The sequence below is a fragment of the Streptomyces sp. NBC_00203 genome, from assembly GCF_045206325.1.
Classification (GTDB): domain Bacteria; phylum Actinomycetota; class Actinomycetes; order Streptomycetales; family Streptomycetaceae; genus Streptomyces; species Streptomyces lutosisoli.
Map to the genome: position 1 here is coordinate 7,342,195 of NZ_CP108126.1, position 14,946 is coordinate 7,357,140.

The window sequence follows — 14,946 nt, forward strand, 5'->3', positions numbered from 1 at the left end:
CGTCCGCGTGCCGACGCTCACTTCTTGATCACTTGGTTGTCGGTGGCCGTCTTCAGCTCCTCGTCGTAGCCGCTCGCCGCCTTGCCGACCGAGCTGTCGCCCGTCGTCACGCCCTCCATGGCCTCTTGGATGGCGGTCGAGACCTTCGGGTACGCCGGGTACGCGGGCCGGTAGTGCGTGCTCGCGACCAGATCCGTGAAGAACTTGATGCCGGGCTGCGCCTTCACATACGCGGGGTCGGCGGCGACGTCTTCGCGGACCGCGATGCCGGAGTTGGCGACGTACCACTTCTGGGCGTTGGCCTTGGTCTGCATCGTCTCGATGAACTTGAAGGCCAGGTCGGGGTTGTGGGCCTTGGCCGGGATCGACCAGGTCCAGCCGCCGGACATGCTCACCTTGCCGGGGGCCTGGCCGTGCTGGGTGGGCATGTAGGCGAGGCCCAGCTTCTGCGACCACTCGGGCCATTCATGCCCCGCGCCCTTCAGCCAGTCCTGCGGGAGCCAGCTGCCGTCGAGGTTGATTCCGAGCTTGCCCTTGGGCAGCAGCTCACCGCGGATCCTCGTCTGGATGTTGGGGTCGAGGGCGTCGGCGACGTCGAGGCCGAGCTTCTCCTTGTAGACGGTCTCCACGAAGGTGAGGGCGTCCTTGAAGCCCTGGCTCCCGGCGATCCACTTCTTGGTGGCGGTGTCGTACAGGGGGTCCGTGGTCCCGTCGCCCGTCCCGTACAGCAGCATCTCGAAGCCCTGCATGGTGGCGGCCTCGCCGGCGGGCTTGCCCGTGTAGACGTTCAGTGGAGTGACGCCTGGGACCTTCTCCTTGATGGTGCGGGCGGCGGCGAGGACGTCGTCCCACGTCTTCGGCTGCCAGTCACCGGGCAGGCCCGCCTTCTTGAAAATGTCCTTGTCGAACCAGAGCCCCCGGGTGTCCGTCCCGTCCGGGACGCCGTACGTCTTCCCGTCCTGGGCCTTGGCCGCCGCCTTGGCGGTGTCGATGAACCGGCCCCAGTCCTGCCACTTGTCGAGGTACGGGTCGAGGGGCTTCAAGTACCCGCTGGTGATGTCCGAGTTGATGAGGAACGTGTCCTCGTAGACCAGGTCGGGGGCCGTCTTGGGCGACCTCAGCATCTGCTGGAGTTTGACGTAGTACTCGGAATCCGGGGCCTTGATCGGCACCAGCTCGACCTTCTTGCCGGGGTTCGCCTTCTCGAACTGTTTCTTGATGTCGGCCAGGTAGGTGTCCATGACCTTGATCGAGTTGTCCGTCGACTGCTTGAAAGAGATCTTCACGGTGTCCGGATCACTTCCGGAACCCGATCCGCACGCGGTGAGCGCGGTGGCGGTGAGCAGCGTTGCGAGGAGAAGTGGGGCGGCGGTGGGGCGCACGGGCACGACCTCCTACTGGCCTACGTCGTTGTGGCCGAGTCGAGTTGTCTGCCCGGTGAACGTAAGAGGAGTGGTCTAGTCAGGTCAATGACCTTGCAGCGACCGGGAGTTGGCCGGGCTTGGTCGGTCCGGGGCGAAGGCGGCGCGCGCAACCATCGACCACTGCCGCGAGTCCATCTCATGCGGGTCGAGTAGTACGTCATCACGGTCGAGTGCATCACGGCAGGGGGCGGCGACATGACGTCGGACGACAAGGCACGTGGTTTTGCTGGGTTTGCTGAGCGTGTGCGCCGGTTCTTCTGGCTTCCGCGGGGGGCTTCGCGAGGCGTCGCGCCGATCATGCCGCTGGCGCGGGTCTGGGTTGCGTGTGTCGCCGTCGCGGCGGGGGCCGCCGCCGTCGGCTGGGGGGACATGGTGGTGGTGCTGATCTTTGTGGGCACGGTGTCGGCATTGACGGACGACGTGACCGACGGGGTGCGGTATCGGTGGCCGGCCTTCGTTGTGGGGCTGCTGGCCGGGTGGGGTACCGCGCGGCTCGTATGGGCCGGGACCCCCGCCCCGGCTGATCCGGACTGGGCCGACTATCCCGCTCTCGCCGTCGGGAGTCTGGTGGCGTTCGTGATCTTTGTGGGGATCACTCGCCTGCCGGTCGCACGCCGCGGGGGTTAGCCGCTCGCGTTAGGCGCGTGTGTCCCTCCGGGGCTACAGGAGGTGGTCGGCCCTTCCTGCCTTGATGTCGCGGATGAGGGTGCGGAGGGCTTCGCGGGTGTCGGTGAGGTAGTGGTCTTCCTGTCCGGCGAGGGCGATGTAGGCGTTGCCTTCGAGGTCGGTGCCTATGCGGAAGCAGTTGTTTCCTTCGCCGCAGAAGGGCTCTTCCCAGGTGATCTCGGCCATGGGGTGTCCTTACAGTTCGTGGGCGATGCCGTGGATGAGGTCGCGTGACTCCTGCGGTCCCAGTGTGTGGGCACGCCACCATTCCATGTGGGTCCGGTACTTGGCGAGCTGCGCCTCGGCGTGGGTGAACTCACCGCCATGCGCGGAGTCCAACTGCACGGTGTCCAGTTGGGGTACGGCGCCGTCGGCGTACAGGACCGCGTGTCCGGCGCCGGGGAACGCCCCGGCGTCGACGGTGAGGACGCGCACCTCGATGTTGTCGCGCTCGGACGACTCGCACAGGTGCAGGAGCTGCTCCCGGGTCGCGCGGCGTCCGCCGAACCGCATGTGCAGAGCCCACTCGTGGATGTACGCGATGTAGTCGACGGGGTTGTCACGGTCCAGGACCTGTTGCCGCTGCATCCGTTGTAGTACGCGTACCTCCACCTCCGACTGGGGTAGCGCGGGGAGCACGGCGCCGAAGACGGCGCGGGCGTACTCGCCGAGTTGAAGTAGTCCGGGGATGTGTACGGTCTGGTAACTGCGCAGTCGAGAGGCGAACCACTCCAACTCGGCTACATCCAGGAGACCTTGGGGGAGAACTCCCTTGAAGTGGGCCCACCAGCCCCGCTTGCGCAGATCGGCCATGGCGACCAGGGCCTCGATGTACGCCTCGTCCGCGCAGTCGTAGTTGCCGGCGAGTATCCGAATCCGTTCGGGAGTGGTTGCCCGGATGCCCGACTCCATGTTGGACACCTTCGTACGGTCCAGCCCGAGCAGTCCGGCGGCGTACTCCGTGGTCTGGCCGGCGGCGAGCCGCATCTTGCGCAGCTCTGCGCCCAGGCGCTTCTGACGCTCCGTCGGCGCTGGCCGTGTCGGCATTGACACCTTCCTCCCCGCTTGGTCGCGGCCAGTTTGCACCGTGAGTGACGTACCGGTCCAGTTCGTGGAGGCAATGCACGCAAGCATGTGGCACACGTGCTACTTCAAGCTCTACAGTCGGTGACGAGTCGCTTACGGTCCGACGTGGCCGGAAGTGCATCGCGCGAGCCTGCCCGCGTTCTCACCCAAGGGAGTTGCTCATGTCCACAACCGTTGCCGTATCGGCCTGCCCTCTCTCCGCCGACGTGCAGAAGACACCGCCGCCGTCCCCCGACACCCTCGCGTACAGCTTCACGCTCCCTGCCGGACCGGCGAGTTCCCGCGTCGCACGCGCGGCGACCCGTGTCGTCCTCCAGACGCACGGGCTGGACGACATGACGGATGCGGCCGTGCAGGTGGTGGCCGAACTGGCCGCGTGCGCCTGCCGGTTCACGCCTGACGTCGAGGTGTATATGTCGCTGCGGTACCGGGAGGGCGCGTTGCGCGTGATCCTTTACGACGGACACCCCCGGCACGTCCATCCCCGCCTCGTCGCCGCCTGCGATGCGCGGCGGCGGGCGGCGCTGCGGGTGCTGGGGTGTGTGGTGCGGGCGTGTGAGGGGGAGTGGGGGTTCGGGGAGGCTCGGGAGCCTGGGGGCGGGACGCGGATGTGGGCGGTGCTGCCGGGGTGGGGGGCTCGGGGATATGTGGGGGTGGGGTGAGGGCGGGGCTATTTCAGGCGCTCTGCCTGGGTGCCGGCGTGGGTGGCTCGGTCGGGGGCGTCGGCGCGGGTGTAGGCGTCGGCGGCCTGGAGCCAGTGGGTGCGGGCCTCGACAGCGTGGTGGGCGTCCTCGTGGGCGATGGCCAGGTTTTCGAGGACCTGGGCCTCGTTGTACCAGTCCTCAAACTCCTCGTAGGTCTCCAGGGCCTTGCCGTACGCCTCGATTGACTCCCCTGTCCGGCCCGCCTTCTCCAGGGCGTTGCCGAGGTTGTTCCACGCGCCGGCCTCGCGGTGGCGGTCCTCGGCGGCCTGGTACAGGTCGCGGGCGCGGGTGTGGGCCTCGATGGCCTCCTCCGTCCGGCCCACCTCCCACAGGGTGATGCCGAGGTTGTTCCACGCGCCGGCCTCGCGGTGGCGGTCCTCGGCGGCCTGGTACAGGTCGCGGGCGCGGGTGTGGGCCTCGATCGCCTCCTCCGTCCGGCCCACCTCCCGCAGGTCTAGGCCGAGACCGGTCCACGCGATGGCCTCCCGCTGGCGGTCCTCGACGGCCTGGGACAGGTCGCGGGCGCGGGTGTGGGCCTCGATGGCCTCCTCCGTCCGGCCCACCTCCCGCTGAGCGTTGCCGAGGCTGATCCACGCACCGGCCTCGCCGAGCCCGTCCCCGGCACGGTGAGCGGCCTGCTGGGCGACACCGGAGATCGTGATCTTGTCGTCGAAGTACCGCCGCCAGTTCAGGTACTCCGCCAGGCACGCGGACAGCCGCACCGTCACCTCCGCGTACCGCTCCTCCCGCGCCCACTGCGCCACCGCCACCAGCCCCGCCCGCTCCCCGTCCAGCCACGCCAATGCCTGCCCCCGGTCCCCGAACCGCTCCGGCTCCGGCATCCCCGGCAGCCACCGCAACCGGACATCGGCCGCCGCCGCCCACCGGTAGTAGTACTCCAGCACCCGCTCCCGCGCCGCCTCCCCTTCCCCCGTCAACTCCTCATCCCCCGCCACCACACCCGCCCCATACGCCCGCACCAGGTCATGCAACCGCCACCGCACAGCGGAATCCGGCCCCTCGCCACCGCATACCGGTGTGACCAAGTGGGTCGCCGCAAGATCCTCCAGCAGGGACCGGGCGGCCCGCACGTCGAGGTCGGCCAAGGCCGCGATGGCCTCCGTTCCCGTCTCTGTGCCGGGGGCCAGGGCAAGCAGCCGCAGCAACCGTGCCTGGTCCGGGGGCAGTCGGCGATACGAAGTCTCCAGTACAGGCCGCAGGACCAGTGAGCGGCCGTACAGGTCCGTGCCCGGGCTGCCGTTGTCGAGGACGGTCGTGGCGTCCCCGGTCTCCGCGATCTCGCTCACCAGCGAGGCGATGTCACGGTGGCGGCGGAGACGCAGCATCGAGGCGGCGATCTGGAGGGCGAGGGGCAAGTGGCCGCACAGGTCGGTCAGTTCGCGGAGGGCGGCCGGTTCACGGGACGGGCGGTCGTCGCGCTCGTCGGCGTCGTGCAGGGCACGGGTCACGAGAGCGGCGGACTCGTCCGGAGTGAGGGCTTCGAGGTCGATGAGGCGTACCGGGAGGGCGTACGGGCGGTCCCGGGAGGTGATCAGTACGCGGTGGTGGTCCGTGCCGGGCAGGAGGGGGAGGAACTGGGACGCCGCCGAGGCGTTGTCCAGGATCAGCAGCATCCGGTCCCGCCGCTCGGCGAGGAGGGCGCGGTAGGAGTCGTACTGTCGTGCCGTCGTCGGCGGGAGATCCGGACCCCGTACGCCGAGCGCGTCGAGGAGGGCCAGGACCGCCTGGTCCGCCGTGACCGGGTTGTCGTCGTAGCCACGCAGGTCCACGAACAGCGTCCCGCCGGGGAACCAGCCCTGTGTGCGAGCCTGGTGGCCCGCCTCGACCGCGAGTGCCGTCTTGCCGATGCCGCCCATGCCGGTGACGGCGAAGATGAGGACGGGGAGCGCGGTCTCCTCGATCCCGGCGGGTGCGAGATGGGGGAGCAGGCGGCCCAACTCGGCCGATCGGCCGGTGAATCCGAGAGGCCGGGGCGGGAGTGTGGACGTCGCGACCGGTACCGGGCCGTGGACGGTGCCCTTAGTCCCGAGGGTGGTCGTCCCGCCGTCTCCCGACCGACTTTCCGGTGACGGGCCCGTGGAAGGTGCCGCCGCTGAAGTCGATGTGGTCGCCGCCGTAGGTGGCCCCGCCGTTACCGCCTCGTAGGGGACCCTCCTGGGGGTCACGGGGCTCGGGGACGCCGGCGGAGTCGCGGCGCGGGAGGTGCTTGCGTAGCACGGCGACGGCCACCGCCGCGGCCTGCTTGGCGGCCAGTTCCTGCGAGCCGGAGACGTCGGCCGCGTGCTTGTCGGCGTTGGCGCGGTCGCTGATGCCCCGGATCACGAGGGTGTCCAACTGGCCCTTCAGGTAGGCGGCATGGGCCGCGCCGGAGCCCTCCATCTCGATGGCGCAGGCGTCGTTGTAGTGGTGCCGGATGTGCGCGGCGAGCGCCGACTTGTCGTCGGCCAGGACGACATCTCCCACCGCGATCGGCTTGCGGTGCGCTCGTACGTCAGGCATGTCCCGCAGCGCAGAACGGGCAGCCTGCACCAGCCGGTGCGAGCCGTGCCAGACCTCGGGCCGCGCCTGGAAGCCTTCCGGGGTCTGCTTGCCGCCGTGGATGGCGTACACCTTCGTACCGACCACGACGTCACCGATCTCGATGTCGTCCTTGAGCCCGCCCGCCACCCCGACGAAGAACAACGCCTCCGGGGCGAGCCAGCCCACGATCTGCGTCGTGAGCGCGGCGGTGTTCAGGGCCCCTTCGCCCAGCTCGGCGATCGCGACATTCCAGGACGTGCCGTCGAGCCTGCCCCGCTCCACCCGGGTTCCGTCGGGGTGGACGAGCTCCTCGGTATCCGTCAGGTGGGCGCGTACGGCGTCGTACTCCACCGGGAGCGCCGTGAGGATGACGGCGATGGCTGCGGTGGGCTGTGGCACGGTCACCTGTTTAAGGTACTGCCAAGTCACCGCCATAAGCGGGGTGTTGGGGACGGGGAGGCGGGACTCGCGTGCCGGAGCCGGAACAGGGCGTCACCGTCGGGCAGTTGTTGCTCGCCGAGTACCAGAGCGTCAAGGACGAGCAGAAGGCGCGGATCGGGTTTCGCGACAACCTGCTGTACGTCACGCTCGGGGTCGTGGCCGCCGTCATCGCCGCCGCTGCCCAGGCCGGGCAGGCGTCCATGCTGCTCGCTCTGCCGCCCGTGTGCGTGGTCCTCGGGTGGACCTACCTCGTCAACGACGAGAAGATCTCCGCGATCGGGGCGTATGTGCGTGGCGAGTTGGGGCCGAAGCTGGCCGCGCTGGCCGATCCCGGCGGTGGGTTCGCCGCCTTCGGCTGGGAGGCCACCCACCGTGGCGACGCGCGGCGCGGGTCCAGGAAGGTCATTCAGTGCCTTGTGGACCTGACAGCGTTCTGTGCCGTCCCGCTGGCCGCGCTGGTGGTGTTCTGGGTGAGCGGGGACGGCGGCGGGCTGCTCGTCGGGCTGTCGGTGGTGGAGGCGTTGGCGGTGGCGGGGCTCGGGGTGCAGGTCGTGGTGTACGCGAGGTAGGTCCGAACTCCCGGCTGACGCCGTACCGTTGACGCACTATCGGCCCCGAGCGGGTCGGCAGTGCGGACCGGTACGGGCGGTACGGGTGGGACGGGCGGGACGGGCGGGACGAGCACATGAACGTGGCGTTGCTGGCGGCCTTGGCCGAGGGCGCGGGCGGGGAGGCCGGGCGCCGGGCGGTCGAGGACCTGGCGGTGGCTGTGGCGCAGGGCGCGGGCGCGTCCGCGGAGGCGCTCGCCGCAGCGGTGGGCCATCCCTCGCGGCGGGACGCGGTGCGGGCCTGGGGCGACAAGGTGGCGGAGCTGCTCGCCGCCGATCCGACGGTGGCCCGTGCCGTCGTGGCGGCGATGGAGCGGCACACGCCGGGCAGCGGCACCTGGTACCGCGGCGATCACACCGACTTCCGGGGCGGGTTGTTCCTGCGTGAGGTGATCGGCTTACAGATCAATGTCCAGGTGACCGGTGCCGCCGCGCCCGAGGCCATGGCCTCCCTTCCACCCCGGCCCGGCGGCTTCACAGGCCGGGACGATGAGACGGCTGCGCTGCTGCGCGCACTGGACCCGGCCGTACCCCGGTCGCCGGACTGCACGACGGTCCTCGTCGCCGCCGTGTCCGGACTCGGCGGCATCGGGAAGACCGCGCTCGCCGTCCAAAGCGCGTACCTGGCTTGCGAGAGGGACTGGTTCCCGGGCGGGACGCTCTTCGTGGACCTGCACGGCTATGACGAGGACCCCGTCACCGCCGACCAAGCCCTCCAGTCCCTGCTCCGGGCCCTTGGGGTCCCGCCGGAACACATCCCCGCCATGATGGACGACCGTGTGGCTCTCTACCGCTCGGTACTCGCCGAGCGCGCGAGGAAGGACGGAGCGGTGCTGGTCCTGGCCGACAACGCTTCGTCGCCGGACCAGGTGCGCCCTCTGCTACCGGGTGACGCCCGGCACCGCGTCCTGGTCACGTCCCGCGACCGATTGCCCCAACTGGGCGCCCGGCTAGTCCCCTTGGACCAGCTCACGCCCAAGGCCGCGTATGAACTCCTCGACCTCGCCCTGCGGATCGCCGACCCCGACGACAGTCGTGTCACGGATGACGCCACAGCGGCCGAGCGACTCGCGGCCCTCTGCGGGCACTTGCCGTTGGCCTTGCAGATCGCGGCCGCGCTGCTGGCGGAGGACCCGGAGAAGCCGGTCACGGAACTCGTCGACGAACTCGCCGTGTCCCACGACCGTCTCGCCCACCTCGACGACGGCGACCGCAGCGTCCGCGCCGCCTTCGACCTCTCCTACCGCCGTCTGCCACCCGGCCGGGCCCGTCTGCTGCGCCTGCTCGCCCTCGCTCCGGGGCCGGAGGCCAGCGACGAGGTCGTCGCCGCGCTGATCGGGGCCGATGCCCCTCCGGCACGAGACCTGAAGGCACTGGCCCGGGCCCACCTCGTCGAGCGGGGGAGCGGGCGAGGACGGTGGCGGTTGCATGACCTGGTGCGGGCGTATGGGGCGGGTGTGGTGGCGGGGGATGTGAGGTTGAGTGGGGAGGGGGAGGCGGCGCGGGAGCGGGTGCTGGAGTACTACTTCCGGTGGGCGGTTGCGGCTGATGACCGGTTGCGGTGGCTGCCGGGGATGCCGGAGCCGGAGCGGTTCCACGATCGGGGGCGGGCGCTGGCGTGGCTTGACGGGGAGCGGGCGGGGCTGGTTGCGGCGGCGCAGTGGGCGCGGGAGGAGCGGCACGCGGAGGTGGCGGTGGGACTGTCCGCGTGCCTGGCGCAGTACCTGGACTGGCGGCGGTACTTCGACGACTTGATCACCATCTCCCGTATCGCCCAGCAGGCCACCCACCGCGCCGGGAACAGGCTCGGCGAGGCTGGCGCGTGGAGCTACCTCGGCAGCGCCCTGCGTGAGGTGGGCCGGGCGGGGGAGGCGATCGAGGCCCACACCCGCGCCCGTGACCTGTACCAGGCCGTCGAGGACCGCCGCCTGGAGGCCATGGCGTGGAACAACCTCGGCGGCGCCCTGCGGGGGGCGGGCCGCACGGGGGAGGCGATCGAGGCCCACACCCGCGCCCGCGACCTGCACCAGGCCGCCGAGGACCGCCACGGGGAGGCCAGTGCTTGGAACAACCTCGGCCTCGCCCTGCGGGAGGTGGGCCGGGTGGGGGAGGCGATCGAGGCCCACACCCACTCCCGCGCCCTCTACCAGGCCGCGGAGGACCGCCACCGGGAGGCCGTTGCTTGGATCAACCTCGGCAACGCCCTGTATGAGGTGGGCTGGACAGGGGAGGCAATCGAGGCGTTCGGCAAGGCCCGGGAGACCTTGGAGGATTTTGAGGACTGGTACAACGCGGGCCGGGTCCTCGTAAACCTGGCGCTCGCGCACGAGGACACCCGCCGCCCGGCCGAGGCCCGCGCCCACTGGCTCCGGGCCGCCGACGCCTTCACCCGCGCCGACGCCCCCGACCGAGCCACCGAAGCCCGCGCCCGGGCCGCCGAACTCAACGACCCCCCACCAGACACCCCCACGCCCACCTAACACCCGCGCTCAAACCCCCCGAACCCACCGATACTGCAACTCGGGCCTCCCTACCTGCCCATACTGCGGAGCCCGAGCCGCCCGCCCCGACTCCACCAGATGCTCCAGATACCGCCGCGCCGTGATCCGCGAGATGCCGACCGCCTCGGCGACCCCCGCCGCCGTGAGGCCCTCCGCACAGTCCCGCAGGGCGACGGTGACCCGTTCCAGGGTCGGCGCGCTCAGGCCCTTCGGCAGGGCGGCCGGTCCCGGAGCGCGCAAGGTCGCCAGCGCCCGATCCACCTCGTCCTGCCCGCTCGCCTCGCCCACCGAGGCGTGGAACTCGGCGTACCGCACCAGCCGGTCCCGCAACGTGGCGAAGGTGAACGGCTTCAGCACGTACTGGACGACCCCGAGCGAGACCCCCTCCCGTACGACCGCCAGGTCCCGCGCGGACGTCACCGCGATCACGTCCGCGTGATACCCGGCGGCGCGCAGGGAGCGGGCGAGCTGGAGCCCGTGCACGTCGGGCAGGTGCAGGTCGAGCAGCAGCAGGTCCACGGGCGTACGGTCCAGGGCGCGGCGCGCCTCCGCTCCCGTGTGGGCCTTGCCGACCGCCGTGAAGCCGGGCACCCGGCCGACGTACATGACGTGCGCGTCGGCGGCGACCGGGTCGTCCTCGACGACGAGTACGCGGATGGGATCGGTCATACGTCGCCTCCAGGCAAGGCGTGCTGGGCAGGCTTGGGCGGGGCCGGCTCGGTCGGGGTGGGCTCGGGCTCGGCGACAGCGTCCCCCGCCGCGCCCGACGCGGAGGTCGACGCGGAGGCCGGTGTCGTGGCCGGTGCCGAGGACACCGTAGGCAACGGCAGCCGTACCTCGAACTCCGCCCCGCCGCCGGTCGCCTCCCGTACGGTCAGCGTGCCCTCGTGGCGCCTCACCGCCTGCCGGGCGAGGGCGAGGCCCAGGCCGCGACCGCCGGGTCCCGCCGGTTTTGTGGACCAGCCGCGCTGGAAGACCTGCTCGGCGTGGGCCGGGTCCACCCCGGCGCCGGTGTCGGCGACCCGCAGTACCAGGACGGACTCGTCGGTGAACGCCGTCACCGTGACCCGCGCGCGCACCGTGCCCTGCGCCGCGTCCACCGCGTTGTCGATCAGGTTGCCGAGGACGGTGACCAGGTCGCGGGCCGGAAGGCTCTCGGGGAGGAGCCCGTCGTCGATGGCGCTGTCGTCGGACACCACCAGCTCCACGCCCCGCTCGTTCGCCTGCGCGGCCTTGCCGAGCAGCAGCGCCGCGAGGACCGGTTCGCTGACCGCCGAGATCACCTGGTCGGTGAGGGTCTGCGCCAGCTCCAGCTCCGCCGTGGCGAAGTCGACGGCTTCCTCGGCGCGGCCCAGCTCGATGAGGGACACCACCGTGTGCAGGCGGTTCGCGGCCTCGTGGGCCTGCGAGCGCAGCGCCTGGGTGAAGCCTCGTTCCGAGTCCAACTCGCCCATCAGGGACTGGAGTTCGGTGACGTCGCGCAGGGTCACCACCGTGCCTCTGCGTTCGCCGCCGGTCACCGGTGAGGTGTTGACGACCAGGACGCGCGACGCGGTGAGGTGCACCTCGTCGACCCGGGGCTCCGCCGACAGCAGCGCGCCCGTCAGCGGTGCGGGCAGCCCGAGTTCGGCCACCGAGCGGCCGACCACGTCGTCCGTCACGCCGAGCAGTTCCCGCCCGCCGTCGTTCATCAGCGCCACCCGGAACTGCCCGTCCAGCATCAGCAGCCCCTCGCGCACGGCGTGCAGCGCGGCCTGGTGGTAGTCGTGCATACGGCTGAGCTCGGCCGCGTTCAGGCCGTGCGTGGAGCGGCGCAGCCGGGCGTTGATGACGTAGGTGCCGATGCCGCCCAGCGCCAGGGCGCCCGCCGCGACCCCGACGAGGGCCGACACCTGCTCCTGGACGCGTTTGGTGATCGCCTCGACCTTGATGCCCGCGCTGACCAGGCCGACGATGTGGCCGTTGTCGTAGACCGGGGTGACGGCGCGTACGGACGCGCCGAGGGAGCCCGTGTACGTCTCCGTGAAGGTCTTGCCCTCCAGGGCCGGGCCGATGTGGCCGAGGAAGTGCTTGCCTATCAGCGTCTTGTCGGGGTGGGTCCAGCGGATGCCCTGCGGGTTCATGATCGTCACGAAGTCCACGCCGGTGTCCTTCTGCACCTGGAGGGCGTACGGCTGGAGGGTCTTCGTGGGCTTCGCGGTGCGGATCGCGTCGTGCACCGAGGGGGCGTCCGCGACCGAACGGGCGACGGCTGTGGCCTGCCGGCCCGCCGCGTCCTCGGCCTGGCCGCGGTCGCTGACGTAGGTGAAGAGCGCGTACCCGGCGACGAGCACCGCGATCAGCACGGCCTGCATGCCGAAGAGCTGGCCGGCCAGGCTGCGGGGTCGCGGGACGCGGGGAAGGCGCATGTCGTTCAGTCTGCCTCTCCATATAAGTGTGAACTAAATGAACGGAAGGGTGACCGCCCTCACAGGCCGGGAGATAGTCACCGCATCCCCCGGGAGTCCACGCCTCCCGGATCCCCCCGGACGTGAGCCGCACTCCGGGTTTCCGCCGGTCGTGAGCCGCACGCCGGATGATGCCGACGACGTCGTCAAGGAGGGCAGCCGTGGCCAGTACAACGGCACCTGCCGCGCCCGCTGTGAAGCGGGACCGCACCCACTACCTGTACATCGCCGTGATCGGCGCCGTGATCCTCGGCATCGCCGTGGGCCTGATCGCCCCCGACTTCGCGGTCGAGCTCAAGCCGCTCGGTACGGGCTTCGTGAACCTGATCAAGATGATGATCTCGCCGATCATCTTCTGCACGATCGTGCTGGGCATCGGCTCGGTACGGAAGGCCACCAAGGTCGGTGCAGTCGGCGGTCTGGCGCTCGGCTACTTCCTGGCGATGTCCCTGGTCGCGCTCACCATCGGTCTGGTGGTCGGCAACATCCTGCACCCGGGCGAGGGCCTCGCGCTGACGGACGCGATCAAGCAGACGGGCCACGACCAGGTGTCGCCCGAGGCGCTGCCGCCGGTCGACTTCGTGCTCTCGATCATCCCCACCACCTTCGTCTCCGCCTTCACCCAGGGCCAGGTCCTGCAGACCCTCCTCGTCGCCCTCCTCGCCGGATTCGCCCTTCAGGCGATGGGCTCGGCCGGCCAGCCGGTCCTGCGCGGTGTCGAGCACATCCAGCGGCTCGTCTTCCGCATCCTCGGCATGGTGATGTGGGCGGCCCCCATCGGTGCCTTCGGCGCCATCGCGGCCGTCACCGGCTCCGCGGGTCTGGACGCGCTCAAGAGCCTCGCCGTGCTGATGCTGGGCTTCTACGTCACCTGCTTCCTCTTCGTCTTCATCGTCCTCGGCACGCTGCTGCGCGTGGTCACGGGCCTGAACATCCTCACGTTCTTCAAGTACCTGGGCCGTGAGTTCCTGCTGATCCTGTCCACCTCCTCCTCCGAGTCCGCCCTTCCGCGGCTCATCGCGAAGATGGAGCACCTGGGCGTGAGCAAGCCGGTGGTCGGCATCACCGTCCCGACCGGCTACTCCTTCAACCTCGACGGCACCATGATCTACATGACCATGGCGTCGCTCTACATCGCCGACGCGATGGGCACCCCGATGTCGGTCGGGGAGCAGATCCCGCTCCTCCTCTTCCTCCTCCTCGCCTCGAAGGGCGCGGCGGGTGTCAGCGGCGCGGGTCTCGCGACCCTGGCCGGTGGCCTCCAGTCGCACAAGCCCGCCCTGGTGGACGGCGTCGGCCTCATCGTCGGCATCGACCGCTTCATGAGCGAGGCGCGCGCCCTGACGAACTTCGCGGGCAACGCGGTGGCGACGGTCCTGATCGGCACGTGGACGAAGGAGATCGACAAGGACCGGGTGAACCGGGTTCTCGCCGGTGAGCTGCCCTTCGACGAGAAGACGCTGCTGGACGACCATGACGAGGACGTCGTCGCGGAAGTTCCTGAGCAGGGTGGCGAGAAGGAACTCGCCAAGGCCTAAGCGCGTCGCCCTCCCTTCGAAGCCCCGCGCCCCTTACGGGGCACCCCCCCCTTGACCGGGCGCGCCTCCCTGAACGGGGCGCGCCCCCCAAGACGCCGAGCGGCCGGGTCACTCCCCCGTAGGCCTGGCCGCTCGGTGCATCACTGAAGAAGCAGCTGAAGAAGCGGCTGAAGAAGCAGCTCAAGAACTAGCTCAAGAACCAGCTGAGGAAGCTCAATCGCTCAGCTTCGCCACCAACTCGGTGGCACGAGAGGCGGGTACGCCCGCCGTGGTCAGCATGGTGACCGCGGCGGAGCGGCCCGCCTCTTCCGCTGCCAGCAGGCCGTCGTTCACCGCGTCCATGAGGGCGAACAGCGACTGCTCGTGTACGTACGCCAGGGCGCGCGGCGGCAGCGGGGACTCGAACACGCCCTGCTCCAGGCCGCGCCGGAGGATCTCCGCGCAGGCCTCGCGGACCGGCGCGAGGCGGTCGCGGATGCCCTGCATGGTGACACTGCGCTGCGCGAGCGCGACCAGCAGCCGGTAGCGGTCGGCGATCTCCCAGATGGCCAGGGTCGAGCGGGCGAGTGACTCCGCCGGGTCCTCGACGCCCTCGCGGCCCGCCGCGTGCGCCGCAGCCACCGTTTCGACCGCCTCGTCGGTCAGGGCGCCGACCAGGGCCTCGCGGTTCTGGAAGTGCCCGTACACCGTGCGCCGTACGACGCCCGCGGCCCGTGCGATCTGGTCCATGGACGCGTCGGGGTCGCGCAGCAGCTCGGCGAGTGCGACATCGAGGATGCGGCGGCGGTTCACATCCGCGCGGCTGGCGTTACCCGTGGTCATGGCTGCCATTCTGCCCGCCTTTCGCCGACGGACGGTCGACCGTCCACATGGCCTCCACCCTCTCCATTTGCACAGCACTGTGCAACGACGTACATTGCACAGGGTTGAGCAATTGCACGCCACTGTGCAAGTCCTTGTGTGGGCCGCCGACCGCCGTACACGTCGAAT

The 14,946-nt window shown here is 70.6% G+C and carries 13 protein-coding genes; 5 read left to right on the forward strand and 8 right to left on the reverse strand.

Annotation, left to right across the window (positions count from 1 at the left end):
• Positions 1-17: 17 nt before the first annotated feature.
• Positions 18-1,388 carry an extracellular solute-binding protein gene (locus OG975_RS32930; protein ID WP_406332936.1) on the reverse strand — a complete coding sequence of 457 codons (1,371 nt, stop codon included), beginning with the start codon at positions 1,386-1,388 and terminating at the stop codon, positions 18-20.
• Positions 1,389-1,619: 231 nt separating this feature from the next.
• On the opposite strand from OG975_RS32930, the gene OG975_RS32935 reads away from it, so the two are divergent.
• On the forward strand, positions 1,620-2,051 hold the full coding sequence (locus tag OG975_RS32935) for a hypothetical protein (RefSeq protein ID WP_406332937.1): 432 nt from the start codon (positions 1,620-1,622) through the stop codon (positions 2,049-2,051).
• A gap of 33 nt (positions 2,052-2,084) precedes the next feature.
• Here OG975_RS32935 and OG975_RS32940 read toward each other — a convergent pair whose 3' ends face one another.
• Both OG975_RS32940 and OG975_RS32945 read right to left on the reverse strand, forming a co-directional pair.
• On the reverse strand, positions 2,085-2,276 hold the full coding sequence (locus OG975_RS32940) for a hypothetical protein (protein WP_381263458.1): 192 nt from the start codon (positions 2,274-2,276) through the stop codon (positions 2,085-2,087).
• 9 nt (positions 2,277-2,285) lie between these two features.
• On the reverse strand, positions 2,286-3,137 hold the full coding sequence (locus OG975_RS32945; protein ID WP_406332938.1) for a helix-turn-helix domain-containing protein: 852 nt from the start codon (positions 3,135-3,137) through the stop codon (positions 2,286-2,288).
• Between the two features lie 200 nt (positions 3,138-3,337).
• Here OG975_RS32945 and OG975_RS32950 point away from each other — a divergent pair, with 200 nt between their 5' ends.
• The gene (locus OG975_RS32950; protein WP_406332939.1) at positions 3,338-3,838 is read left to right on the forward strand and encodes an ATP-binding protein; all 501 of its coding nucleotides are present in this window, start codon (positions 3,338-3,340) and stop codon (positions 3,836-3,838) included.
• Between the two features lie 8 nt (positions 3,839-3,846).
• On the opposite strand, the gene OG975_RS32955 is transcribed toward OG975_RS32950, so the two are convergent.
• Complete coding sequence (locus OG975_RS32955; protein ID WP_406336570.1) at positions 3,847-5,757, reverse strand: tetratricopeptide repeat protein; 1,911 nt, start codon at positions 5,755-5,757, stop codon at positions 3,847-3,849.
• Between the two features lie 163 nt (positions 5,758-5,920).
• The gene (locus tag OG975_RS32960) at positions 5,921-6,826 is read right to left on the reverse strand and encodes a 5'-methylthioadenosine/S-adenosylhomocysteine nucleosidase (RefSeq protein WP_406332940.1); all 906 of its coding nucleotides are present in this window, start codon (positions 6,824-6,826) and stop codon (positions 5,921-5,923) included.
• A 65-nt stretch (positions 6,827-6,891) separates the two neighbouring features.
• On the opposite strand from OG975_RS32960, the gene OG975_RS32965 reads away from it, so the two are divergent.
• Both OG975_RS32965 and OG975_RS32970 read left to right on the forward strand, forming a co-directional pair.
• Positions 6,892-7,431 (forward strand): hypothetical protein, encoded by a 540-nt coding sequence (locus OG975_RS32965; RefSeq protein ID WP_406332941.1) that lies wholly within the window; start codon positions 6,892-6,894, stop codon positions 7,429-7,431.
• Positions 7,432-7,547: 116 nt separating this feature from the next.
• Complete coding sequence (locus OG975_RS32970; protein ID WP_406332942.1) at positions 7,548-9,950, forward strand: tetratricopeptide repeat protein; 2,403 nt, start codon at positions 7,548-7,550, stop codon at positions 9,948-9,950.
• Positions 9,951-9,959: 9 nt separating this feature from the next.
• Here OG975_RS32970 and OG975_RS32975 read toward each other — a convergent pair whose 3' ends face one another.
• Together OG975_RS32975 and OG975_RS32980 are read right to left on the reverse strand one after the other, a co-directional pair.
• A complete protein-coding gene (locus OG975_RS32975; RefSeq protein WP_330307390.1) occupies positions 9,960-10,640 on the reverse strand; it encodes a response regulator in 681 nt (226 codons plus the stop codon).
• Positions 10,637-12,379: an ATP-binding protein gene (locus tag OG975_RS32980; RefSeq protein WP_406332943.1), complete on the reverse strand. Its 1,743-nt coding sequence runs from the start codon at positions 12,377-12,379 to the stop codon at positions 10,637-10,639. The genes OG975_RS32975 and OG975_RS32980 overlap by 4 nt, the downstream gene beginning before the upstream one ends.
• A gap of 170 nt (positions 12,380-12,549) precedes the next feature.
• On the opposite strand from OG975_RS32980, the gene OG975_RS32985 reads away from it, so the two are divergent.
• Entirely contained in the window at positions 12,550-13,956 is a 1,407-nt protein-coding gene (locus OG975_RS32985; protein WP_406336572.1) for a cation:dicarboxylate symporter family transporter, read from the forward strand.
• A 213-nt stretch (positions 13,957-14,169) separates the two neighbouring features.
• Here OG975_RS32985 and OG975_RS32990 read toward each other — a convergent pair whose 3' ends face one another.
• Positions 14,170-14,778, reverse strand: coding sequence for a TetR/AcrR family transcriptional regulator (locus tag OG975_RS32990; RefSeq protein WP_406332944.1), 609 nt, complete (start codon positions 14,776-14,778; stop codon positions 14,170-14,172).
• Between the last annotated feature and the right edge of the window lie 168 nt (positions 14,779-14,946).

What these genes read in the sequence shown, in the direction of transcription:
- OG975_RS32940 (WP_381263458.1), bottom strand. Translation starts at nt 2,276, where the DNA reads ATGGCCGAGATCACCTGGGAAGAGCCCTTCTGCGGCGAAGGAAACAAC.
- OG975_RS32935 (WP_406332937.1), top strand. Translation starts at nt 1,620, where the DNA reads ATGACGTCGGACGACAAGGCACGTGGTTTTGCTGGGTTTGCTGAGCGT.
- OG975_RS32950 (WP_406332939.1), top strand. Translation starts at nt 3,338, where the DNA reads ATGTCCACAACCGTTGCCGTATCGGCCTGCCCTCTCTCCGCCGACGTG.
- OG975_RS32955 (WP_406336570.1), bottom strand. Translation starts at nt 5,757, where the DNA reads ATGGGCGGCATCGGCAAGACGGCACTCGCGGTCGAGGCGGGCCACCAG.
- OG975_RS32945 (WP_406332938.1), bottom strand. Translation starts at nt 3,137, where the DNA reads ATGCCGACACGGCCAGCGCCGACGGAGCGTCAGAAGCGCCTGGGCGCA.
- OG975_RS32985 (WP_406336572.1), top strand. Translation starts at nt 12,550, where the DNA reads ATGCCGACGACGTCGTCAAGGAGGGCAGCCGTGGCCAGTACAACGGCA.
- OG975_RS32980 (WP_406332943.1), bottom strand. Translation starts at nt 12,379, where the DNA reads ATGCGCCTTCCCCGCGTCCCGCGACCCCGCAGCCTGGCCGGCCAGCTC.
- OG975_RS32990 (WP_406332944.1), bottom strand. Translation starts at nt 14,778, where the DNA reads ATGACCACGGGTAACGCCAGCCGCGCGGATGTGAACCGCCGCCGCATC.
- OG975_RS32970 (WP_406332942.1), top strand. Translation starts at nt 7,548, where the DNA reads ATGAACGTGGCGTTGCTGGCGGCCTTGGCCGAGGGCGCGGGCGGGGAG.
- OG975_RS32975 (WP_330307390.1), bottom strand. Translation starts at nt 10,640, where the DNA reads ATGACCGATCCCATCCGCGTACTCGTCGTCGAGGACGACCCGGTCGCC.